Annotated in this window: 16 protein-coding genes, 2 tRNA genes and 3 rRNA genes; 7 read left to right on the top strand and 14 right to left on the bottom strand. The window is 40.5% G+C overall.

Annotated features, from left to right (window positions below):
* Positions 1–135: 135 nt before the first annotated feature.
* Complete coding sequence (locus ACY45D_RS02665; RefSeq protein WP_463108323.1) at positions 136–1,506, top strand: dihydrolipoyl dehydrogenase; 1,371 nt, start codon at positions 136–138, stop codon at positions 1,504–1,506.
* Between the two features lie 291 nt (positions 1,507–1,797).
* Here ACY45D_RS02665 and rrf read toward each other — a convergent pair.
* From rrf to ACY45D_RS02625, 8 genes are all read right to left on the bottom strand, one after another.
* Positions 1,798–1,912, bottom strand: a 5S ribosomal RNA gene (gene rrf / locus ACY45D_RS02660).
* A gap of 167 nt (positions 1,913–2,079) precedes the next feature.
* Positions 2,080–4,970, bottom strand: a 23S ribosomal RNA gene (locus ACY45D_RS02655).
* 379 nt (positions 4,971–5,349) lie between these two features.
* Positions 5,350–5,425 (bottom strand) — tRNA-Ala (locus ACY45D_RS02650).
* 66 nt (positions 5,426–5,491) lie between these two features.
* Positions 5,492–5,568: transfer RNA gene (locus tag ACY45D_RS02645), tRNA-Ile, on the bottom strand.
* Between the two features lie 59 nt (positions 5,569–5,627).
* Positions 5,628–7,164, bottom strand: a 16S ribosomal RNA gene (locus ACY45D_RS02640).
* The 16S, 23S and 5S rRNA genes sit together here with 2 tRNA genes alongside, the layout of an rRNA operon.
* 458 nt (positions 7,165–7,622) lie before the next feature.
* Positions 7,623–8,708, bottom strand: a complete 1,086-nt coding sequence (locus ACY45D_RS02635; protein WP_463108322.1) for a DUF6670 family protein — start codon at positions 8,706–8,708, stop codon at positions 7,623–7,625.
* A 46-nt stretch (positions 8,709–8,754) separates the two neighbouring features.
* The gene (pssA, locus tag ACY45D_RS02630) at positions 8,755–9,585 is read right to left on the bottom strand and encodes a CDP-diacylglycerol--serine O-phosphatidyltransferase (RefSeq protein ID WP_463108321.1); all 831 of its coding nucleotides are present in this window, start codon (positions 9,583–9,585) and stop codon (positions 8,755–8,757) included.
* Between the two features lie 163 nt (positions 9,586–9,748).
* The gene (locus tag ACY45D_RS02625; protein WP_463108320.1) at positions 9,749–10,606 is read right to left on the bottom strand and encodes a 23S rRNA (adenine(2030)-N(6))-methyltransferase RlmJ; all 858 of its coding nucleotides are present in this window, start codon (positions 10,604–10,606) and stop codon (positions 9,749–9,751) included.
* A gap of 116 nt (positions 10,607–10,722) precedes the next feature.
* On the opposite strand from ACY45D_RS02625, the gene ACY45D_RS02620 reads away from it, so the two are divergent.
* Together ACY45D_RS02620 and ACY45D_RS02615 are read left to right on the top strand one after the other, a co-directional pair.
* Positions 10,723–11,325, top strand: a complete 603-nt coding sequence (locus tag ACY45D_RS02620; protein ID WP_463108319.1) for a 2OG-Fe(II) oxygenase — start codon at positions 10,723–10,725, stop codon at positions 11,323–11,325.
* 107 nt (positions 11,326–11,432) lie between these two features.
* Entirely contained in the window at positions 11,433–11,960 is a 528-nt protein-coding gene (locus ACY45D_RS02615) for a hypothetical protein (protein WP_463108318.1), read from the top strand.
* 123 nt (positions 11,961–12,083) lie between these two features.
* Here ACY45D_RS02615 and ACY45D_RS02610 read toward each other — a convergent pair whose 3' ends face one another.
* The 5 genes from ACY45D_RS02610 to ACY45D_RS02590 all read right to left on the bottom strand — a co-directional run bounded on the left by ACY45D_RS02610 (position 12,084) and on the right by ACY45D_RS02590 (position 16,881).
* Entirely contained in the window at positions 12,084–12,341 is a 258-nt protein-coding gene (locus ACY45D_RS02610; protein ID WP_120384661.1) for a DUF2789 family protein, read from the bottom strand.
* A gap of 144 nt (positions 12,342–12,485) precedes the next feature.
* Positions 12,486–12,731, bottom strand: a complete 246-nt coding sequence (locus ACY45D_RS02605; RefSeq protein ID WP_463108317.1) for a DUF2789 family protein — start codon at positions 12,729–12,731, stop codon at positions 12,486–12,488.
* Positions 12,732–13,122: 391 nt separating this feature from the next.
* Entirely contained in the window at positions 13,123–14,109 is a 987-nt protein-coding gene (locus ACY45D_RS02600; protein WP_463108316.1) for a malate dehydrogenase, read from the bottom strand.
* 171 nt (positions 14,110–14,280) lie between these two features.
* Positions 14,281–14,940 (bottom strand): ribonuclease T2 family protein, encoded by a 660-nt coding sequence (locus tag ACY45D_RS02595; protein WP_463108315.1) that lies wholly within the window; start codon positions 14,938–14,940, stop codon positions 14,281–14,283.
* Positions 14,941–14,982: 42 nt separating this feature from the next.
* Positions 14,983–16,881, bottom strand: coding sequence for a lytic transglycosylase domain-containing protein (locus ACY45D_RS02590; protein ID WP_463109406.1), 1,899 nt, complete (start codon positions 16,879–16,881; stop codon positions 14,983–14,985).
* 335 nt (positions 16,882–17,216) lie between these two features.
* Between ACY45D_RS02590 and miaB the strand changes: the two genes are divergently transcribed.
* The 4 genes from miaB (at position 17,217) to ACY45D_RS02570 (ending at position 20,690) form a co-directional block, all read left to right on the top strand.
* Positions 17,217–18,671, top strand: a complete 1,455-nt coding sequence (miaB, locus tag ACY45D_RS02585; RefSeq protein WP_463108314.1) for a tRNA (N6-isopentenyl adenosine(37)-C2)-methylthiotransferase MiaB — start codon at positions 17,217–17,219, stop codon at positions 18,669–18,671.
* A 38-nt stretch (positions 18,672–18,709) separates the two neighbouring features.
* A complete protein-coding gene (locus ACY45D_RS02580) occupies positions 18,710–19,819 on the top strand; it encodes a PhoH family protein (protein ID WP_463108313.1) in 1,110 nt (369 codons plus the stop codon).
* Positions 19,820–19,828: 9 nt separating this feature from the next.
* Entirely contained in the window at positions 19,829–20,314 is a 486-nt protein-coding gene (gene ybeY / locus ACY45D_RS02575) for an rRNA maturation RNase YbeY (RefSeq protein WP_463108312.1), read from the top strand.
* Positions 20,315–20,399: 85 nt separating this feature from the next.
* A complete protein-coding gene (locus ACY45D_RS02570) occupies positions 20,400–20,690 on the top strand; it encodes an antibiotic biosynthesis monooxygenase family protein (protein WP_463108311.1) in 291 nt (96 codons plus the stop codon).
* A gap of 32 nt (positions 20,691–20,722) precedes the next feature.
* On the opposite strand, the gene ACY45D_RS02565 is transcribed toward ACY45D_RS02570, so the two are convergent.
* A complete protein-coding gene (locus tag ACY45D_RS02565) occupies positions 20,723–21,604 on the bottom strand; it encodes an energy transducer TonB (protein WP_463108310.1) in 882 nt (293 codons plus the stop codon).
* Between the last annotated feature and the right edge of the window lie 96 nt (positions 21,605–21,700).

The following is a 21,700-nucleotide window of genomic DNA, read 5'->3' as shown; positions in this document are numbered from 1 at the left end:
TCCAACTTAAGAAACCCCAAAATTGTTGTAGATTATTTTGCATGCTATGTAAACATAGATATCTATATGTGTAAATATACTATTTCGAAATGTTTTTTAATGTAATGTTTAATTATTTAAAATCAGGTTAATACAATGTACGACATTATCATTATCGGTGCAGGAACTGCAGGAATCAGTGCCTACAAAGAGGCAATCAAATATACATCAAATATTTTAATCATCAATGATGGCCCATGGGATACAACTTGCGCGCGCGTTGGATGCATGCCAAGCAAAGTTCTTATTTCTACAGCCAATAGAATGTATGATATTCAACATGCCAATGAGGTCGGCTTAATCGTAAAATCTGAAATAGATACCTCAAATGTAATGCAACATGTTAGAAAATTACGGGATCGTTTTACAAGAGCAACGCTAAAAGATGTCGATAGCTGGAATTCAAAACATAAAATTAATGGCCAAGCAAAGTTTATCAATAAACACACGATTGAAGTTAATGGACAGTCCTATACCGCCAAATCATTTGTTATTGCAGTAGGTTCTACTCCAAATTACGAAGCAGCATGGAAAGAAGAACTTGGAAATAAATTAATAACTTCTGATGAAATCTTTGAATTAGAAACTTTACCAAAATCAATCGCAGTGATTGGAAGTGGTGTGATTGCCATTGAATTAGCCCAAGCTATGCAGCGATTAGGTGTAGAAACAACCGTATTTGCAAGAAGTAAAAAGGTCGGTATTCTCAGCAGTCCCAAATTACAACAAATTGCACAAGTTGAACTCAGCAAAGACTTAAACATCAAGTTTGAAATATTACCCAATTCTGCTGAATCTACTCAGCATGGTGTAAAACTTAATTTTATTGAAAATGCCGAATCCAAACATATTTATGTTGATTACGTTTTAGCCGCGACTGGCCGCCAAAGTAATTTAAAAACATTGAGTTTAGAGAATATAGATTCATCCTTCTCAGATCTAAAAAAATTACCCTTAAATAATGAAACTAAACAACTTTCGAACCTACCGATATTCATTATTGGAGATGCGTTTACACAAACACCTTTACAGCATGAGGCAGCAAGTGAAGGGAAATGGGTTATTTCCAGTTGTCTAAATTTTCCTAAACTAGTAAACCTAAAACAGCTAACGCCTTTGGGCATTGTATTTTCTTATCCTGAAATGGCAATTGTTGGGTCTAGTTATTCAAACTTATCTAAATTAGGAATTGAGTTCATCACGGGTTATGCATCTTATGAAAAACAAGGTCGTGCGATAGTTTTAGGAAAAAATAAAGGGGCTATCGAGATCTATATTGATAAAAGCTCTAGAAAACTACTCGGTGCTGAACTTTTTGTGGAATCAGCCGAACATATGGCACACTTATTGGCTTGGATGATTTCAGAAGAAGTCACACTCGATGATATTTTACAAAAACCGTTCTACCACCCAACTTTAGAAGAAGGTTTAAGAACAGCTTTTAAACATGCACGTAGACAACTTTAATATAGTAAAAGTTTTATCAAATCATTTTTATAAAATGCTAATCAACTTAAATGGTTAGCAGCTTATTTTGATCTTGACTCAACCCTAGCACTAAAAGCCTATTTATGCATGCTATGACAATAATAACAAGAAGAGCGTTGATACAGATTACTCAACATCATTGATCCCCCTTTCACCCAGATATAATAAGACTGATGTGTAGATATTGCATCGAAATAATTCTTTTGTCGACAACCCCCAAGCAAAAAAAAACACCCCCAACTATCGAGTTGGGGGTGTTTTGAATTTAAAAGCTGGCGATGACTTACTCTCACATGGGTAACCCCACACTACCATCAGCGCTAAGAGGTTTCACTTCTGAGTTCGGGAAGGGATCAGGTGGTTCACTCTTGCTATTGTCGCCAGCAAACTGTTATGGACTTGTTCGGGTCTTATTTAAATGCCTTACTTGGTACCAAATGAGTTTAACAGAACATTTGAGTTGGGTATTGTAACTAGCTTTACAACTAAATCAAGTATGATTGATCTTTTATGAATCAAATGATGCTCTATATACAACTGTTTGGGTGTTGTATAGTCAAGCCTCACGAGCAATTAGTATTGGTCAGCTTCATACGTCACCGTACTTCCACATCCAACCTATCAACGTCGTAGTCTTCAACGGCTCTTTAGGAGGCATAAAGCCTCGGGGAAATCTTATCTTGAGGTAGGCTTCCCGCTTAGATGCTTTCAGCGGTTATCCCTTCCGAACATAGCTACCCGGCGATGCGACTGGCGTCACAACCGGTACACCAGAGGTTCGTCCACTCTGGTCCTCTCGTACTAGGAGCAGATCCTCTCAAATTTCCAACGCCCACGGTAGATAGGGACCGAACTGTCTCACGACGTTCTAAACCCAGCTCGCGTACCTCTTTAAATGGCGAACAGCCATACCCTTGGGACCTGCTTCAGCCCCAGGATGAGATGAGCCGACATCGAGGTGCCAAACACCGCCGTCGATATGAACTCTTGGGCGGTATCAGCCTGTTATCCCCAGAGTACCTTTTATCCGTTGAGCGATGGCCCTTCCATACAGAACCACCGGATCACTAAGACCTACTTTCGTACCTGCTCGACTTGTGGGTCTCGCAGTTAAGCGCGCTTTTGCCTTTATACTCTACGCGTGATTTCCGACCACGCTGAGCGCACCTTCGTACTCCTCCGTTACTCTTTAGGAGGAGACCGCCCCAGTCAAACTACCCACCAGACATGGTCCTCGTCCCGGATAACGGGACAGAGTTAGAACCTCAATATTACCAGGGTGGTATTTCAAGGATGGCTCCATTGGAACTGGCGTCCCAATTTCATAGCCTCCCACCTATCCTACACAAGTAAGATCAAAGTTCAATGTCAAGCTGCAGTAAAGGTTCACGGGGTCTTTCCGTCTAGCCGCGGGTACACCGCATCTTCACGGCGATTTCGATTTCACTGAGCCTCTGCTGGAGACAGCGCCCCCATCATTATGCCATTCGTGCAGGTCGGAACTTACCCGACAAGGAATTTCGCTACCTTAGGACCGTTATAGTTACGGCCGCCGTTTACTGGGGCTTCGATCAAGAGCTTCGCTTACGCTAACCCCATCAATTAACCTTCCAGCACCGGGCAGGCATCACACCCTATACGTCCACTTTCGTGTTTGCAGAGTGCTATGTTTTTAATAAACAGTTGCAGGGGCCTGGTTTCTGTGGCTGCCAATAGCTCAAGGAGCAAGTCCTATCACCGTCAGCAGCGTACCTTCTCCCGAAGTTACGGTACCATTTTGCCTAGTTCCTTCAGCAGAGTTCTCTCAAGCGCTTTGGTCTACTCGACCTGACCACCTGTGTCGGTTTCGGGTACGATTCCTGTGTAACTGAAGCTTAGAGACTTTTCCTGGAAGCTTGGTATCAGCCACTTCGCTAGTAAACTAGCTTGTTATCAGTTCTCAGCATAGAGTACCCCGGATTTGCCTAAGATACATGCCTACAACCTTTCACCTGGACAACCAACGCCAGGCTGACTTAACCTTCTCCGTCCTCTCATCGCATTACACAGAAGTATTGGAATATTAACCAATTTCCCATCGACTACGCCTCTCGGCCTCGCCTTAGGGGTCGACTCACCCAGCCCCGATTAACGTTGGACTGGAACCCTTGGTCTTTCAGCGAACGGGTTTTTCACCCGTTTTGTCGTTACTCACGTCAGCATTCGCACTTCTGATACCTCCAGCATGCTTCTCAACACACCTTCATCGGCTTACAGAACGCTCCCCTACCACGTGCACTTAGTGCACATCCGCAGCTTCGGCATATAGTTTTAGCCCCGTTACATCTTCCGCGCAGGCCGACTCGACTAGTGAGCTATTACGCTTTCTTTAAAGGGTGGCTGCTTCTAAGCCAACCTCCTAGCTGTCTATGCCTTCCCACATCGTTTCCCACTTAACTATAATTTTGGGGCCTTAGCTGGCGGTCTGGATTGTTTTCCTCTTGACTACGGACGTTAGCACCCGCAGTCTGTCTCCCGGATAGTACTCATAGGTATTCGGAGTTTGCATCGGTTTGGTAAGTCGGGATGACCCCCTAGCCGAAACAGTGCTCTACCCCCTATGGTATTCGTCCGAGGCGCTACCTAAATAGCTTTCGGGGAGAACCAGCTATCACCGAGTTTGATTAGCCTTTCACCCCTATCCACAAGTCATCCCCTGGCTTTTCAACGACAGTGGGTTCGGTCCTCCAGTTAGTGTTACCCAACCTTCAACCTGCTCATGGATAGATCACCCGGTTTCGGGTCTATACCCAGCAACTAAACGCCCTATTAAGACTCGATTTCTCTACGGCTCCCCTATACGGTTAACCTTGCTACTGAATATAAGTCGCTGACCCATTATACAAAAGGTACGCAGTCACCGAACAAGTCGGCTCCCACTGCTTGTATGCATGCGGTTTCAGGATCTATTTCACTCCCCTCACAGGGGTTCTTTTCGCCTTTCCCTCACGGTACTGGTTCACTATCGGTCAGTCAGGAGTATTTAGCCTTGGAGGATGGTCCCCCCATATTCAGACAAGGTTTCACGTGCCTCGCCCTACTCGTCATCATTATATGTGCACTTTCGTGTACGGGACTATCACCCTCTACGGTCGCACTTCCCAGAGCGTTCCGCTAATACACATATAACTTAATGGGCTGATCCGCGTTCGCTCGCCGCTACTGACGGAATCTCAATTGATTTCTTTTCCTAAGGGTACTGAGATGTTTCACTTCCCCTCGTTCGCCTCGCATGACTATGTATTCATCATGCGATACCTACCTTATGGTAAGTGGGTTTCCCCATTCAGAAATCTCCGGATCACAGGATATTTGCCGCCTCCCCGAAGCTTATCGCAGGCTATTACGTCTTTCTTCGCCTCTGACTGCCAAGGCATCCACCACATGCACTTAATTACTTGACTATACAACCCCAAACAGTCGCTAACACATACAAGTGAGTGTTATCGTTGCAAACTTAATTGCTACTATCTGTTGTTCGTGCACTTAAGCACTGTACAGCTTCAATTTAATTCATATACCAAAACGCTTGATTCAGTTTTATCGCTAGTGCTCATTTCATTCAACATTAACAATTGCTTGTTAATTTGCTTGAAACGAGTTAAACAATTATTTCAACTCAAATTTATTCTGTTAATGATTCACTACCGCCTCGTCAGCAAGTAGTTCACTGTGATAAATCACAGAAGTTAATAAATCAAGACCATGTGATCTTCTTATTCATTAATTTCTATAAACTATCTTTAGGATTTAACTTTCGTTTTCACATTACTTCGTAATGTATGGTGGAGACTAGGAGAGTCGAACTCCTGACCTCCTGCGTGCAAAGCAGGCGCTCTACCAACTAAGCTAAGTCCCCAGCTTAAGATCTTAATATATCTGTTTCTCTGTAATCTTGAATTTCTTCAATTTCAATCAGTAGACTTGGTGGGTCTGACAAGACTTGAACTTGTGACCCCACGCTTATCAAGCGTGTGCTCTAACCAACTGAGCTACAGACCCTCAGATACATCAATGAAGAACAACTTGTTGTGGATTCTTACCAATAACCAATCTTTCGTTAAGGAGGTGATCCAGCCGCAGGTTCCCCTACGGCTACCTTGTTACGACTTCACCCCAGTCGTCGGCCACACCGTGGTAAGCGTCCTCCCTAAGGTTAGACTACCTACTTCTGGTGCAACAAACTCCCATGGTGTGACGGGCGGTGTGTACAAGGCCCGGGAACGTATTCACCGCGGCATTCTGATCCGCGATTACTAGCGATTCCGACTTCATGGAGTCGAGTTGCAGACTCCAATCCGGACTACGATCGGCTTTTTGAGATTAGCATCCTATCGCTAGGTAGCAACCCTTTGTACCGACCATTGTAGCACGTGTGTAGCCCTGGTCGTAAGGGCCATGATGACTTGACGTCGTCCCCGCCTTCCTCCAGTTTGTCACTGGCAGTATCCTTAAAGTTCCCACCCGAAGTGCTGGCAAATAAGGAAAAGGGTTGCGCTCGTTGCGGGACTTAACCCAACATCTCACGACACGAGCTGACGACAGCCATGCAGCACCTGTATGTAAGTTCCCGAAGGCACCAATCCATCTCTGGAAAGTTCTTACTATGTCAAGACCAGGTAAGGTTCTTCGCGTTGCATCGAATTAAACCACATGCTCCACCGCTTGTGCGGGCCCCCGTCAATTCATTTGAGTTTTAGTCTTGCGACCGTACTCCCCAGGCGGTCTACTTATCGCGTTAGCTGCGCCACTAAAGCCTCAAAGGCCCCAACGGCTAGTAGACATCGTTTACGGCATGGACTACCAGGGTATCTAATCCTGTTTGCTCCCCATGCTTTCGTACCTCAGCGTCAGTATTAGGCCAGATGGCTGCCTTCGCCATCGGTATTCCTCCAGATCTCTACGCATTTCACCGCTACACCTGGAATTCTACCATCCTCTCCCATACTCTAGCTTCCCAGTATCGAATGCAATTCCTAAGTTAAGCTCAGGGATTTCACATCCGACTTAAAAAGCCGCCTACGTACGCTTTACGCCCAGTAAATCCGATTAACGCTCGCACCCTCTGTATTACCGCGGCTGCTGGCACAGAGTTAGCCGGTGCTTATTCTGCGAGTAACGTCCAAGCATCTAGGATATTAGCCTAGAGCTCCTCCTCCTCGCTTAAAGTGCTTTACAACCATAAGGCCTTCTTCACACACGCGGCATGGCTGGATCAGGGTTCCCCCCATTGTCCAATATTCCCCACTGCTGCCTCCCGTAGGAGTCTGGGCCGTGTCTCAGTCCCAGTGTGGCGGATCATCCTCTCAGACCCGCTACAGATCGTCGCCTTGGTAGGCCTTTACCCCACCAACTAGCTAATCCGACTTAGGCTCATCATTTAGCGCAAGGTCCGAAGATCCCCTGCTTTCTCCCGTAGGACGTATGCGGTATTAGCATTCCTTTCGGAATGTTGTCCCCCACTAAATGGCAGATTCCTAAGCATTACTCACCCGTCCGCCGCTAGAGATATAACCGAAGCTACATCCCCCGCTCGACTTGCATGTGTTAAGCCTGCCGCCAGCGTTCAATCTGAGCCATGATCAAACTCTTCAGTTAAAATCATTAGTGACTTAAGGTCACAATTCTGGCTCATCAATTTCCTGACAAATTCTCTCAAATAAACTTCGAGTAATTTAAACCTTTCAATCAATGAAATATTTTCGATCAATCAATCAGTAAAAATCCACACAAGTTGTTCTTCATATTCTCTTAATGATCTTCTCAATGCTTCGTCAGCATCAAGCTAGGTCGGCTATATTACTCTCAATCTCTTAAAAGTCAATCGTTAATGTTAATCTTTTTTCTAACAAATCATTCTTTAATCAATTCAACAAATTTCCTTTAGAAATCTATCTAAACCTTTCAAGCTATTGATTTATCAGAAGTTTTATTTAACATCACCGCCGATGGATGTGCATTCTACACCATTCCTAAACCAACACAACCCCCTTTTTTAATTTATTTTTTAATTATTGTATTGTTTGATTATTTATTCAGCAAAATTATCGCTTTTACTATTTTTTTAGCATAATAAGTGCTGGATTGGCTGCTTTATTGAACAATTTATTATCTTTATCTATTTCTTGCCATTTCAAAGGACGGCAATCGATATATTCACAATAGCCACTTTCGCCTTCATAAAATTCTTCATTAATTTTTGCTTGATAGCTAAAGCTTCCTACATAGCCTGCAGCTAATCCAAATTTATAATCACCTCGACTCTGTGCTTGAATATCAATTTGAATATTTTCATCTTGATATTGCCATTCAAATTCTCTAGGTAAATACATTTCTTGCTGGTTTACGGTTTTAACTTTTGGAAACACGCGATGAATTTTAAAATATACACGCTGATCTAACATGCTCAATTCATTATTTTGTAGATCTCGAATGTAAATTCGTGAATGTAGAATGTTATTGAGCTGATCACGACTGTGCATCAAAATTATTTGCCGATCATCCGTCAGTTGAATCAATTGATAAACATATAAGGCATAAGGCAAATACGGGAAATTCACCAATCGAGCGTATTCAAATGCACCTTTCTGCTTTATTTCAAATTTCTGATCTTTATATGTAATCTGCCCTTCGCAATGCGCAAGTACAGACCAGTGTTCAGCAAAACCAAATTTAAGATGTACAAAGTGTGATAACAATGGTGTGGTGGTTATATTTAAATCTAGACTGAATTCATTATCTTGACGTTGTATTTTAAAATCTGGAAATTGCCCAAAGACGCGTTCTCTATCTCCAAATTTAAAATCCGTATTGTTATTTTGGTCGATTTGGAATTTACACTGTTTTTTGATTGAGCACGCATTGAGTTGCCCAACCATATGTGGACTCGAACTACTCAAAGTCGTGACTGTATCCAAGGCAAAAGTCGAAATTTCACTTTGATTGCAAAAAACAGGATTATTCGGCTGCCCAATAAGGCTAAAAAAGTTTATGTAATGTAATGGTGCAGGTAAATTTGCAATCACCAATTTCTGATGGATAATTTTATATTTATCTTTCGGTGGATGATAAAAAAGTTCGACAGGCTTGCGAGCTTGATTCAGTTGTTTAGACTGATCTAAGAAATCTTGAAACAATCGCATATCAAGCTCCTCACCTACTTCGAACTTCTTATGAAGTCATCTCTTATTATTCATTAATAGTATTTTTTCTCGCCAAAAAGGTGGTGATAAAACCTGAAATTGCATAAATAATCGAGATCACCAATATCCCTACTGGAATGTTATAAGTCATTGCTGCCAAAATAAATACTGCAATTGGCAATACAAAAAATGGAACACGTTTACGGTCAACTGTTTTAAATGAATAATATTTAATATTAGAAATCATCAACAAACCAACAGCAACTATTGTTGCAGCATTCAAAGCTTGGATTGCCTTATCTTTTAAATCGAAGATATAAGGGAAATCTTGTCCAACCCAGACCCAAGCAATAATGATAATTGCCGCCAATGGACTTGCAACACCGATAAAGTAGCGTTTATCAACGACACCAATTTGAACATTAAAACGTGCCAAACGGAATGCTGCACATGCGGTATAAACAAAACAAGCTGCTAAACCTATACGACCTAGATCATGCAAACTCCAGCTATACATCAATATTGCAGGCGCAACACCAAATGCCAATAGGTCTGATAATGAGTCAAATTGTTCACCAAAAGCACTTTGAGCGCCAATCGCTCGTGCGACACGACCATCTAAACCATCAAATAAAGCAGCAAGAAAAATTGCATAAATGGCTTGAATATAATCACCATTCATACTGGCAATAATCGAGTAAAAACCTGATAACAACGCAGAGGTTGTGATCAAGTTCGGCCATAAATAGATTCCTCGACGTTTCACCTTCTGCCCTTCATGTGTATGTTCTTCCTCTTCCACTTCAAAAGTAATACCATCAAAAGCATGATTTTGATCTGAAGTATTAGGGCTTTCTGGTTTATTTATATTTGTCATTTTTGAATCCTATCTATGACTCGCTAGAGCTGTTGATATTCTAACTCATTATTTATAGCGTTTATTTCTAAGTAAAATCATGTGAATTACATCATTTATTTATCTAAATTTTGTAATTCACATATGTGATAGTGCCCAATTCGACTACCAATTTTAGCTTAGTTTATTCACCCACTAACCAACGAACTGCAGCATGTCCACCATTTTCACTCATACGTAAATGAGGGAATAACCATTGTAGTGCTTGATCTGCATCCTCAGAAAACTTCCAAGGTGGGTTAATCACCAATAAACCACAACCATTTAAACCGACAGGTGTGTCATCTGGCCATACACAAACTTCACACACCAATTGACGGCGGATTCCTGTTTTGATCATTTTCTTTTCAAAACGTTCAATCATGGCACGATCTTTAATTGGATACCAAATTGCAAAAACACCTGTTGACCATTTCTTATGTGCAGCTGCGATGAGTTCAACCAATTGTGGAAAATCTTTACGCTCTAATTCGTAAGGTGGATCGATCATCACCAAACCACGTTTTTCTTTTGGTGGAATCACGCCAAGTAAGCCTTCGTATGCATCACGCTCATGCAAACCCGCACGCTTGTCACGAATATTATAATAAAGCTGTTGAAATACATCACGTTGCATTTCAAAAATTGTTGCTTTATCAATATCTCGCATACCTTCCAATGCAAACCAAGGTGACCCTGGATAAGCACCTTTACCAGAAGTTGCACGCATATCTTCAACAACTTTCAGGTACTGCTTAACACCTTCAGGCGCATTACGCTTAATCGAATCATCGAGTTTAACCAAACGATGAATACCCGTTAAAAATTCACCAGATTTTTGTGCTTCTGAGGTTGATAAATCGTATTTACCCGCACCACCATGTGTATCTATATAGCGATAAGGTTTGTCTTTGGCATTTAAACGTGTCAAAAGTTGGAGCAATAACACATGCTTCATGACATCGGCAAAGTTGCCTGCATGGTAATGGTGACGGTAATTCATGTTTCAAATCATTCCTGAGTTCAACTGACATTTTAGCACGAAAAAATATTTCTTCACTGCCCATCGTTTGTTCTAAGATAGATCGATAATTTTTTACCTGATCTTTTTGGACATTTATGGAAGCAGCAACACTCCCAAAATCATGGAATATTGATCAAATTTTAGATGATTTGGATCAACATGGCTTTGCTGTGATTGATCATGTTTATTCACATGACTATGTACATCAACTGGTTAATGAATGCACGTCCAATTTAAATTGCTTCCGTGAAGCTGCGATTCAAAATGGTGTCGTGAGTAATATTCGTAGTGACCATATTTTATGGATCAATGAAGATTTAGACATCGCACAACATCATATCGATACCTTAAAACAACTTTCTCAGCTGTTAAATCGTCATTTCTATCTTGGTATTAACGATGTAGAAGCGCATTTCGCGTGTTATAACGCAGGGGAATTTTACGCATTACATCGTGATAATCCACAAAACAAGAATGGTCGAATGATTTCTACGGTCTATTATTTGCACCAAGAATGGCAAGATGACTGGGGTGGTGAGCTTCATTTACAAGATAAAAATGATGTATGGCACACCATACAACCTAAACCTAATCGGATTGCAATGTTTCAAAGTGATTTATTGCACGAAGTCATTCAGGCAAAACACCAACGCCTCTCAATTACTGCTTGGCTTAGAAGCGATCAAGCAATAATTTAATAGGCTGTATTTAGCTTTATTTTTGCAACGCTGAATATCAATAATTCAACCTTTAAATTATGAAAATAGCCTGCATAATATGATTATAAATTAAGAGGATTCAGCACATGTTTGAAAATACAAAACAAATCATCTCGCGTATTGGAGAAACAGATCAATTGTATTTGTCAAACAATACGCCTGAACTCGCACTTGAGCGTGGCGATTTGCGCTTACAACTGGTCACCCTAAGCAACTCTAAGCAAGAACAAGTTCATTTTCTTCAAGAAGCGATTGTTTTACTTGAAACAGCACGCATTGAATATAATGAAATGCCTATGTCATTGTATATAAAGCTGTCGTTACACTTAGCCAAAGCCTATATGATTTATTTCGAACTGACCAAAGAAGCTCGTTATGCTTTGATTACTCAGCAAATTTTAAAACCAATGACACAACATGAAAATGGCGATATTTATTTCATGTTGGCTTATGCTTCAGTCAGTAAAAAAGATTTTGCATTGACTCGCCACTGGTTAAGTAAATATGTGAAATCGGATGAATTTGATTTAGAGTTATATCAACAACACCCTGCTTTTAATACTGTTCGTAATGAAGCTTGGTTTACACAGTTGATTCACAATAAATTGCATTGATTCCAATGGTCGAATGTAATGTGAATATTCGACAAAATAATGTGAATGAACAATGTTCAACACAAAAGAAAAGATGGCTATCACAGCCATCTTTTTTGTTGCACTTGGGAAAATGATAAAACGTTAAGCAATTTGTAATTTGTATGCATCCATATGAAGTTGTTGGTTTAATTCGTCTATCCAAATCGCCCAATCATCATCTTGAACTAAATGACTGATGAGAAAATCACGTTGAGACCGACTCCAAAATGGTGCGTCATGTAAATTTTGATTGGCTGCAAGCTGATGTGTACGCACATAAAGTTCAATTGCTGCAGGGCTATTGGCTAATCCTAACTGCGCAAACAATAATTCTAAGGATGGTTTGTTCGTCCTGAGCATGGCGCACTCCTCATATAAATATAATTGTCATTGATTATGCAAATAACTTATAAGAAAATCAGAAAAAAAAATAGCCCCTGAGCTATTTTTTCTTGTTTCAATTTGTGATGAATTTTTCGCCGCATAAAAATATGCTTTGAGCTTTTATTTCCGCTGTAAATCTTGACTTAACAATTCATTTAATGTGTCTACGACAATCGCCCATTCATCGTCTTTTTGCCAATGACTACTTAAAAATTCACGTTGAGAAGGACTCCAAAAATCAGCTTGATGCATCATCACGTCTTTGGGTAATTGGTGTGTTGCCACAAAATGATCAATCGCGGTTTGGTCTGCATCTAAACCCAATTGTTCAAATAAAAGTTCTAGTGTTGGTTGCTCATCAAACATTTTATTTCCCTCAAGTTATTTGTTTTCAATACATATAAATAAGTCTTAAATTATCGATATTTCTTTTATTTTCCAACGCTATCTTGGCTAATTCTTGTTATTTTTTTGTTGATTTGCTTTGATTTAAATAAAAAAGCACCCCAAGTGGAGTAATGTCCAGTCAGTTAAGCATTTTTAAATCCTCCCCCTTGCGGAGCATGCTCCTCACCTTTGAAAAGGAGGGGGTATCAATAATCTAATATTATTTTAGATTCTCAATAGTTCCCCTCTTTTTTAAAGAGGGGTTAGGGGAGATTCTTAAATAAGTAATCTCTAAATTACGCTTAACCAATCAACATCACCCCAAATGGAGTTCCTTTCAAAATTAATCTTTAGAAGACTAAATTTTTACTTACTTAAGCATGTCAGCAATAGCTGCGCGCTCTTCTTCAAGTTCTTGAAGTGTTTTGTCCATACGTTCACGGCTGAATGCGTCGATTTCTAAGCCTTCAACACGCTTGTACTCGCCATTTTCGCAAGTTACAGGAACACCGTACATCACGCCTTCTGGAATACCATAAGAACCGTCAGAAGGGATACCCATTGTTACCCACTCGCCATTTGTACCAAGTGCCCAATCACGCATATGATCGATTGCAGCATTAGCAGCAGAAGCAGCAGAAGAAAGACCACGTGCTTCGATGATTGCAGCACCACGTTTACCAACAGTTGGAAGGAATACGTTTGCGTTCCAGTCAGCATCGTTGATTTTGTCTTTTAAGCTTTCGCCATTTACTGTTGCAAAACGGTAGTCTGCATACATTGTTGGAGAGTGGTTACCCCAAACAGTCATGTTTTTGATGTCTGCTACAGCAACACCAGCTTTTTGAGCAATTTGTGTTAACGCACGGTTGTGGTCAAGACGTAACATTGCTGTAAAGTTTTTCGCTGGAAGATCTGGAGCAGATTTCATTGCGATGTAAGCATTTGTATTTGCAGGGTTACCTACAACAAGTACTTTAACATCACGGCTAGCAACTTCATTCAGTGCTTGACCTTGACCAATGAAGATTTCACCGTTCACTTTTAACAAGTCAGCACGTTCCATACCAGGACCACGTGGACGTGAACCAACCAATAACGCGTAGTCAGCATCTTTAAATGCAACTTTAGGATCATCAGTACCGATCATGCCAGCCAATAATGGGAAAGCACAGTCATCTAATTCCATCATTACGCCTTTAAGCGCAGCTTGAGCTTTCTCAAATGGAACTTCTAACAATTGCAAAATAACAGGTTGGTCTTTACCAAGCATCTCACCGCTAGCAATACGGAATAATAAGCTGTAACCGATTTGACCAGCTGCACCAGTAACGGCAACGCGAACAGGTTGCTTCATGTAATTATCTCCAATTGAGGATCGTTAATGTGATTAAACGGCTAAATCCGTTTTAATCGAATTATCATAAACGGCAAAGATTGTACTCCAATCTATTGACCGTTGCATGTAAAAGAGAATGCTTTTCAACAAAAGTATGATAGGAAATATAAATAAAATATATAAAAAAGCTTAATAAGTTCCTTTAATCGAGAATGTATTTGGGCAATTTGAAACAATATGATTCGAACATTGTTTATACTGACCATTCACTCGATAGCACACCTGAATCTCTGTCAAAACGGGATTAGTCAATGGATTCTGGCAAGTAAAACGAATGCTGTTGTTATTCATACCAGGATTTAATCTGACAAATTGATTTTTCAATACATTATATTGAACGTTTTTATTTTCAGAACTGGTTAAATCAGCAGGAACTTTTAATTTATCTGCCAAATTAATGACTGTTCTAAAATATTGGCTTGCACTCATTGGTACACAATCACCAATGCTACGCCACAACTGAATCCGTGCATTTTCTTCTGGCATCACCCTTGCAACCACTTTGGCTTGTAAAGGTGACAAGCTTGCAGAGCTATTGGTCGCACAGCCTCGCTCGGTTGTTTCAGGCAATAGCCCTGTAATCGTTAGAGAATAACCTTCCAAACATTTGCGTTGTTTTTGCTTACTTGAATCCAAAGCACATACCGCAGGTGTTAATTGCACCTGCATCACATAACCTTGCAATTGCGGAGCAGCAATCAACTGAGAATTAAACAGAAAGAAACCTGCACAGCATAAAATCCATGCTGTTGCCCGCTTTTTCAATTTACGCAAAAGTTTGAAAATCATTGGCCTACCAATAGCATTCTATATTAAGTTCAAATTCATTCACTACTGTGCTGCACGTGTTGGAATTATAGGCATACGACTTTCAATTGCTTGAGGGCCTTGTCCTAATAAAATTCCATAATGCGCAGCATTGGTCATGACGTTTTTAACATAGTCACGTGTTTCATTCAGTGGTATGGATTCGGTATATTGATCTGCTGATAAATTTTGATAATCAGGCTGCCAGCGTTTTGCACGATTAGGCCCTGCATTATAACCTGCTGTTGCCAATACAGGATTATTACTCAACTGCCCATGAATCATAGACAAGTAAAAAGTACCATAACGAATATTGGTATTGGCATCACTTAAAGCAGCTGGATTATAGGTTTCGCCCATTTGACGTGCGACTAATTTTGCCGTTCCAGGCATAATTTGCATTAAACCGCCTGCGCCGACATGCGAACGAGCAGCTGTCACAAAACGGCTTTCCTGACGCATTAAACCATAGGCCCAAGCAGGATCTATACCTGCATTGCGACTATGGCTCACCACCATTGCCTGATGTGGTGTTGCATAACGATAACTATAATTGTGTTTTTTCTCAGTGCGATCTGCCGCATAAATAGCACGATCATACCAACCCATATCTGTGGCACGTTTTGCCGCAGCAAGTAACAAACCATCATCATGCTTTAAATACGCTTGTCGTACTGCCCAATTCCACTCACGATTGGTATAGGCCGCAGGTGCATCAATATTGCGTAAAGCAAAAGCACGACGGAAATGGATGTCTTGATTTAAACGTTGCTGATCACTACTTGAAGGTTGTTCATTATCAAGGCGTGCATTATATTTTTGCCCGATATGGTCTTTAGCCAATAAGTTGTGATAATCATCCCCCGCCATCGCTAAACGCTGAAAAATATCTCGAGCCACCTTTTTCGATTGCGGATCAGTGCGTTGCTCCGAAGCTCGTGCTAACCAATATTGCCAACGATCTTCTTGCTTTTGCGTCACACTCATACTATCGATTGAGCGAATTACACTTTCCCAAGCACCAAAACGAATCGCTTGTCGTGCATAAATTTCAGCTTCTTCTGCGCTAAACGGCACACCATAACTCGCATCAAAATTTTGTAAAACTTCACGGTTAAAATTATTCTTCATTACCGTGGTTCCACCAATATAACCCACTGTACGATAAATATATTTTTGTACATCGGCAGGAACATCCTGAACCAACTTAGGTACAGATTGTAAAGCACTGGTTAAATCTGTATCAGCCGCGCGCCCCAATGCATAGACCAAATAAGCATAATCTGACACGTTGGCTTTAGGTGCTGACCATAAGTAATTCAAAGGATTGGCTTGAATTTGGTTGAGCTGAGCCAGTGATAAATTGATCCCTATAGATTGTGCAGTGGCAATGGCTTGCCCCGACTGGCCTGCTCTCAATTGTGCATATAAACGCTGTTGGCGGTCTTGGGTGGTCATCAATGGGCTCGACAACATCATCCGACCTAAACCATTACAAGACTCTGGTTGTGCATTGGTTGCCAGCCATACGTCTTTAAATTCTGCAAAAACCAAAACATCACCTGTTTTCGCACGCACTTGTGCAACTGCACAATTTTCAGCTTGATCAGCATTAGTGACATATTGCAATACGGGTTGTGCGCTCGCATAGTCTGCTTGTTTTACTTTTTCTTCAACATAATCTGCAGCAAGTTTTTCAGCCATAGCAGATTGTGGGTAACGTCGTGCAAAACCAACAATATTGGCAGCGGGCTGAAAAGCGAGATTGGCGTTAAGTGACCAATATTCAGGGTAATACCCCAAAGCATCGTTTTGCATAGCAATACGATATTGTTCTAAAGTGCTTGAATCATTTGCACTGCGTAAAGCATCGTTAAATTGCTCTTCTGCTGCGTTAGCGATTTGCAAACCTGTACATGCCATGATCCCTGCAAGGTAAATCTTGAATTTATTTTGCTTAAATTGTTGCTTTAACACCGTTTTTCTCTCGCCCTGCATGACTTGTCTTTCACTAGTTGATGCACTTATTGTGCTTAGTTTAAGTATTCTAATCCATTTCTACTGTTGTGTTATGTAACCTTATGATTCATCTTTTATATTTTTTATTGATCATTTTCAAAGGCAAATCACCCCAAAATAAATATTTTTCCTGAGCTTGTGTGAAATACTGTAAAATGGTGCGCCATTTATGAACCTGATAAAATAACAGGTTCTAAAATATAGAATTCCCTTGTTTAAATTATAGGATAGACGCCTCCATGACGGTTCAAACCTTCATTCCCAATGGTGCCAAAGCTGCCTCAGAAAACACTGTTACCCAGCCACAGCACACCCCAGCCGACGGTGCAGTTAAAAAACTGTATATCGAAACGCAAGGGTGTCAGATGAATGAGTACGACAGTCATCGTATGGCAGATCTTTTAGGCGACTCACACGGTTATGTACTCACAACTGACCCAAGTGATGCAGATATTTTGCTAATGAATACCTGTTCGATTCGTGAAAAAGCACAAGAAAAGGTGTTTTCTGAATTGGGTCGTTGGCGCAAACTGAAAGAAAAAAATCCTGATCTGGTGATCGGTGTAGGCGGTTGTGTTGCTTCGCAAGAAGGTGACAACATTCAAAAACGTGCGCCTTATGTCGACATGGTATTTGGACCACAAACTTTACACCGTTTGCCACAAATGCTTGATCAGCATGTTGATCAAATTGAAAAACCGAAAAAAGATAAAATTAAACTGGTGGATATCTCTTTCCCTGATATTGAAAAATTCGACTTTTTACCTGAACCACGTGTTGAAGGTTATAAAGCTTTTGTTTCAATCATGGAAGGCTGTTCAAAATATTGCTCTTTCTGCGTTGTCCCTTATACCCGTGGTGAAGAAGTTTCTCGCCCACTAGATGATGTATTGGCTGAAATTGCAGGTTTGGCAGAAAAAGGCGTTCGTGAAATTTCGCTTTTAGGTCAGAATGTAAATGGCTACCGTGGTGAAACTTTTGAAGGTGAAATTTGTACCTTTGCAGATTTATTACGTCTTGTTGCAGAAATCCCAGGAATTGGTCGCCTACGTTATACAACATCACATCCGCTTGAATTTAACGATGATTTGATTCAATGCTACCGCGACTTACCTCAAATGGTTTCACACCTTCATTTGCCTGTTCAAAGCGGTTCAAATGATGTGTTACAAGCCATGAAACGTAATCATACAATTGACGTTTATATCGAAAAAATTGCCAAACTACGCAAAGTTCGTCCAGATATGCATTTATCTTCAGACTTCATCATTGGGTTCCCGGGTGAAACAGATGCGCATTTTGAAGAAACCTATCAATTTATCCAAGATTTAGACTTTGACCATTCTTATAGTTTTGTTTATTCAAAGCGTCCAGGCACACCTGCATCAGACCTGCCAGATGACACAACTGATGAAGTGAAAAAAGAACGTTTGGCCAAAGTTCAACATTGGATTAAACAATCAAGTATCCGTAAAACAGATGCAATGTTGGGTACAATTCAACGTGTCTTGGTTGAAAATGTTTCCAACAAAGATCCGAATTTATTGGTCGGTACCGCTGATAATACACGTTTAGTAACATTTGTAGGTGACGCCTCTTGGGTCGGACGCTTTGCAGAGATTGAGGTTACAGAGATTAAGACCCTAAATTTAGTTTACGGAGAACTCTTGAATCTTGAGCCTGACGTGGCGTAATGTAAGGGTATAGACTAAACTTCAAAGAAGGATATCTCTTGACTGCAGCGATTCGACGTACAGTAGCTTTCCCAGGTATTTCAGTTGAGCGTTTAAAAAGCATGTTAGGTGCTTATAATGGTCATCTGAAACAAATCGAACAACGTTTAGATGTCAGCATTTCTCACCGTGGAGATAGTTTCTATCTCGATGGTGAATTAGAGGCTGTTGAGCGAGCAGAGAGTTTATTACAGCGATTACATGCTGAAGCTGAACTCTCTCAGCAAATCAGTGCAGATACCATTCATTTGATGATTCAAGGCAGCCAGACTGACCGTGAATTACAACAAGACCTTTCTGATAATGAACACACCGGCTTAGACGAAGTTTGGCTACAAACCCGTAAAGGCCGCATTAACCCACGTGGTGCAAACCAAAAGCGTTATGTACAACGTATTCTGCAAAGTGATATCTCTTTCGGCATTGGACCAGCAGGTACGGGTAAAACCTATCTTGCTGTTGCAGCTGCGGTAGATATGTTAGAACGCAATGAAATTCAAAGGATTCTTTTGGTGCGTCCTGCTGTTGAAGCAGGTGAAAAACTTGGTTTTTTACCGGGGGATTTAAGCCAAAAAATCGATCCTTACTTGCGCCCACTTTATGATGCCTTGTATGAAATGCTGGGTTTTGAAAAAGTTGCAAAACTAATTGAACGCCAAGTGATTGAAGTTGCACCGCTTGCTTATATGCGTGGACGCACCCTCAATCATTCTTTTGTAATTCTTGATGAAGCACAGAACACCACACCTGAACAAATGAAGATGTTCCTTACACGTTTAGGTTTTGGCTCTCGTGCGGTTATCACAGGTGATATCACACAGGTTGATTTACCTCGTGGTCAACAATCTGGTCTGGCACATGCTTTACGTGTCATCGACAAAATTAAAGAAATTCACATCACTCGCTTCCATTCTCGTGACGTCGTTCGTCATCAGCTGGTACAGAAAATCGTCGAAGCGTATGAAGGATGGGACAGTGAACAATACCGTTTAAGTGCTGAAGCACGTGCAGAACGTAAAGCACGTCAAGAAGCCTTAATTTCTGAAAATGACTCGGCAGCTGACGCTCAACATACTGAGCAAGCAACTCACAGTCAGGAAAATGTTTAAGGACTGGTTTTGAAACTTAACCTCTCGTTACAACAATCGTTTGAAGCACCTGAATTGGTGCTCAAACGTGCTTATTTGAAAAAAGTAATTGAAACAACTTTACGTTATATCGATGTCGATCAAGACTGTGAAATCGGAATTGCTTGTGTCGATCATGATGAAAGTCATAAGCTTAATCTCGAATACCGTGAAAAAGATAAATCGACCAATGTGCTATCTTTTCCCAGTGATATTCCAGAAGAAATTTTACCGATGTTGGATGCTTTGCCGATTGGTGATTTGGTGATTTGCATCCCCGTAGTATTACAAGAAGCCATTGAACAGCAAAAGACACCGATTGAACATTTCACGCATATGCTAGTCCATGGTACTTTGCATTTGATGGGTTATGATCATGAAACATCTGAGCAAGATGCTGAAGAAATGGAAGCTTTAGAAATACAGATTTTGAAAAAATTAGGATTTGAAAATCCTTATACAATCAAAGAAAGCTGATTTATTTAATGAAGAATAGTCCCTTCTTCATGAGATGGGACTATTCAATCTAAGATCAAATACAATTCACTGATAAAGAAAACTCATGAAATACGTCGTTATTTTCAAAGCAAAAATTAAATCTCTTGATCAAGAATATTTTAACACAGCCAATCAATTACGTGAAAAAGCCTTAACTGAGTTTAACTGTCAAAAATTTGAAGCAATTTCTGAAAATAGTTTTGAAATTGCCTTATCTTATTGGAACTCACTTGAAGATATTCAAGCTTGGCATAAAGATGCTGAACATCAGGTTGCTCAGCGTCTAGGTAAACAGCGTTGGTATGAGCGTTTTAGTGTTGAGATTTGTGAGATTTTAAAATCGTATTCAAAATAGGAATAAATATTCTTAACTAGATTGACCAAATTTTAACGCACTTCAAACTCAGCTTCAGCAGGATCAAAACGCCACGTTCGGATAATACGTAATTCTGAAATGTCCTTCATTTTAGAATCAAAGCGTCCAAACGGCGCACCTTTACGAACCGAATTTTTCGCAGCTTCATCCAAGATGCTATGACCTGAACTTTCAATCAATCGAATCGCACGAATACCACCTTCATTATTTAAAATCACCATCAAACGCACTTCACCTGAAAGACGTTGCTGTTTGGCAAGATCGGGATAATAACGATTGCCATACATTTCTACTTTTTCACGGAACTTATCCAAGTACCCTGCCGATGCATCTTGTTTCGCTTGAATACCATCTAACGTTTTAATTTTTTGTTGTTTACTAAAATTTTGCTGTTTTTGTAAATATTGAGCCTCTAAGCTTGCCACCATTGCAGCTTTGGCTTGGAATTGACTCTGCATTTCATCCATAGCTTTTTTACGATCATTTTGTTCAGCTTGTTTTTGCCAACTCAAAACAGTCATCAACACCTTTTCTTCAAAATTTAATTCACGTTTTTGCTGAATTTGTTCCAAAGTTTCAAGTTGCTGATCTCCTGCACTTTGATCCACAGATTGTGCAGGCATGTCACTCGACATACGATGTTCTTTTCTAAACGTTCCAGAGCCTTGCTGGTCTGCTTGCGCTAAAAAATCCGCTTCTTTCACTTTATCTACACTTGGGCGTAATGTAACCGCAATTTCTTTCGTTGCTGCATCATTTTCTTGAGGCATACCAAATTGCATTGATAAAAACAACGCATGTGCAATAGCAGCTGTAGACACAGCTCCGATGAATAATGGATCTTGCCACCAAGATTCAAAATGCTTTGTATTGGCATATAATTTTTTTATCATGACATTAATCCGACAAAATTCCCCAACCGCCAAATTTAAAATTAATTTAATTAGGCTATTCTTACATTTAGCACAAATAATGTGACAGACTTAATG

The sequence above is a fragment of the Acinetobacter sp. BZX-2 genome, assembly GCF_055179795.1.
Note: the sequence above shows the minus strand (reverse complement) of the source record. Positions and strands in the feature narration are given on the sequence as shown.

What these genes read in the sequence shown, in the direction of transcription:
- ACY45D_RS02665 (WP_463108323.1), top strand. Translation starts at nt 136, where the DNA reads ATGTACGACATTATCATTATCGGTGCAGGAACTGCAGGAATCAGTGCC.
- ACY45D_RS02635 (WP_463108322.1), bottom strand. Translation starts at nt 8,708, where the DNA reads ATGCGATTGTTTCAAGATTTCTTAGATCAGTCTAAACAACTGAATCAA.
- pssA (WP_463108321.1), bottom strand. Translation starts at nt 9,585, where the DNA reads ATGACAAATATAAATAAACCAGAAAGCCCTAATACTTCAGATCAAAAT.
- ACY45D_RS02625 (WP_463108320.1), bottom strand. Translation starts at nt 10,606, where the DNA reads ATGAATTACCGTCACCATTACCATGCAGGCAACTTTGCCGATGTCATG.
- ACY45D_RS02620 (WP_463108319.1), top strand. Translation starts at nt 10,723, where the DNA reads ATGGAAGCAGCAACACTCCCAAAATCATGGAATATTGATCAAATTTTA.
- ACY45D_RS02615 (WP_463108318.1), top strand. Translation starts at nt 11,433, where the DNA reads ATGTTTGAAAATACAAAACAAATCATCTCGCGTATTGGAGAAACAGAT.
- ACY45D_RS02610 (WP_120384661.1), bottom strand. Translation starts at nt 12,341, where the DNA reads ATGCTCAGGACGAACAAACCATCCTTAGAATTATTGTTTGCGCAGTTA.
- ACY45D_RS02605 (WP_463108317.1), bottom strand. Translation starts at nt 12,731, where the DNA reads ATGTTTGATGAGCAACCAACACTAGAACTTTTATTTGAACAATTGGGT.
- ACY45D_RS02600 (WP_463108316.1), bottom strand. Translation starts at nt 14,109, where the DNA reads ATGAAGCAACCTGTTCGCGTTGCCGTTACTGGTGCAGCTGGTCAAATC.
- ACY45D_RS02595 (WP_463108315.1), bottom strand. Translation starts at nt 14,940, where the DNA reads ATGATTTTCAAACTTTTGCGTAAATTGAAAAAGCGGGCAACAGCATGG.
- ACY45D_RS02590 (WP_463109406.1), bottom strand. Translation starts at nt 16,881, where the DNA reads ATGGCATGTACAGGTTTGCAAATCGCTAACGCAGCAGAAGAGCAATTT.
- miaB (WP_463108314.1), top strand. Translation starts at nt 17,217, where the DNA reads ATGACGGTTCAAACCTTCATTCCCAATGGTGCCAAAGCTGCCTCAGAA.
- ACY45D_RS02570 (WP_463108311.1), top strand. Translation starts at nt 20,400, where the DNA reads ATGAAATACGTCGTTATTTTCAAAGCAAAAATTAAATCTCTTGATCAA.
- ACY45D_RS02565 (WP_463108310.1), bottom strand. Translation starts at nt 21,604, where the DNA reads ATGATAAAAAAATTATATGCCAATACAAAGCATTTTGAATCTTGGTGG.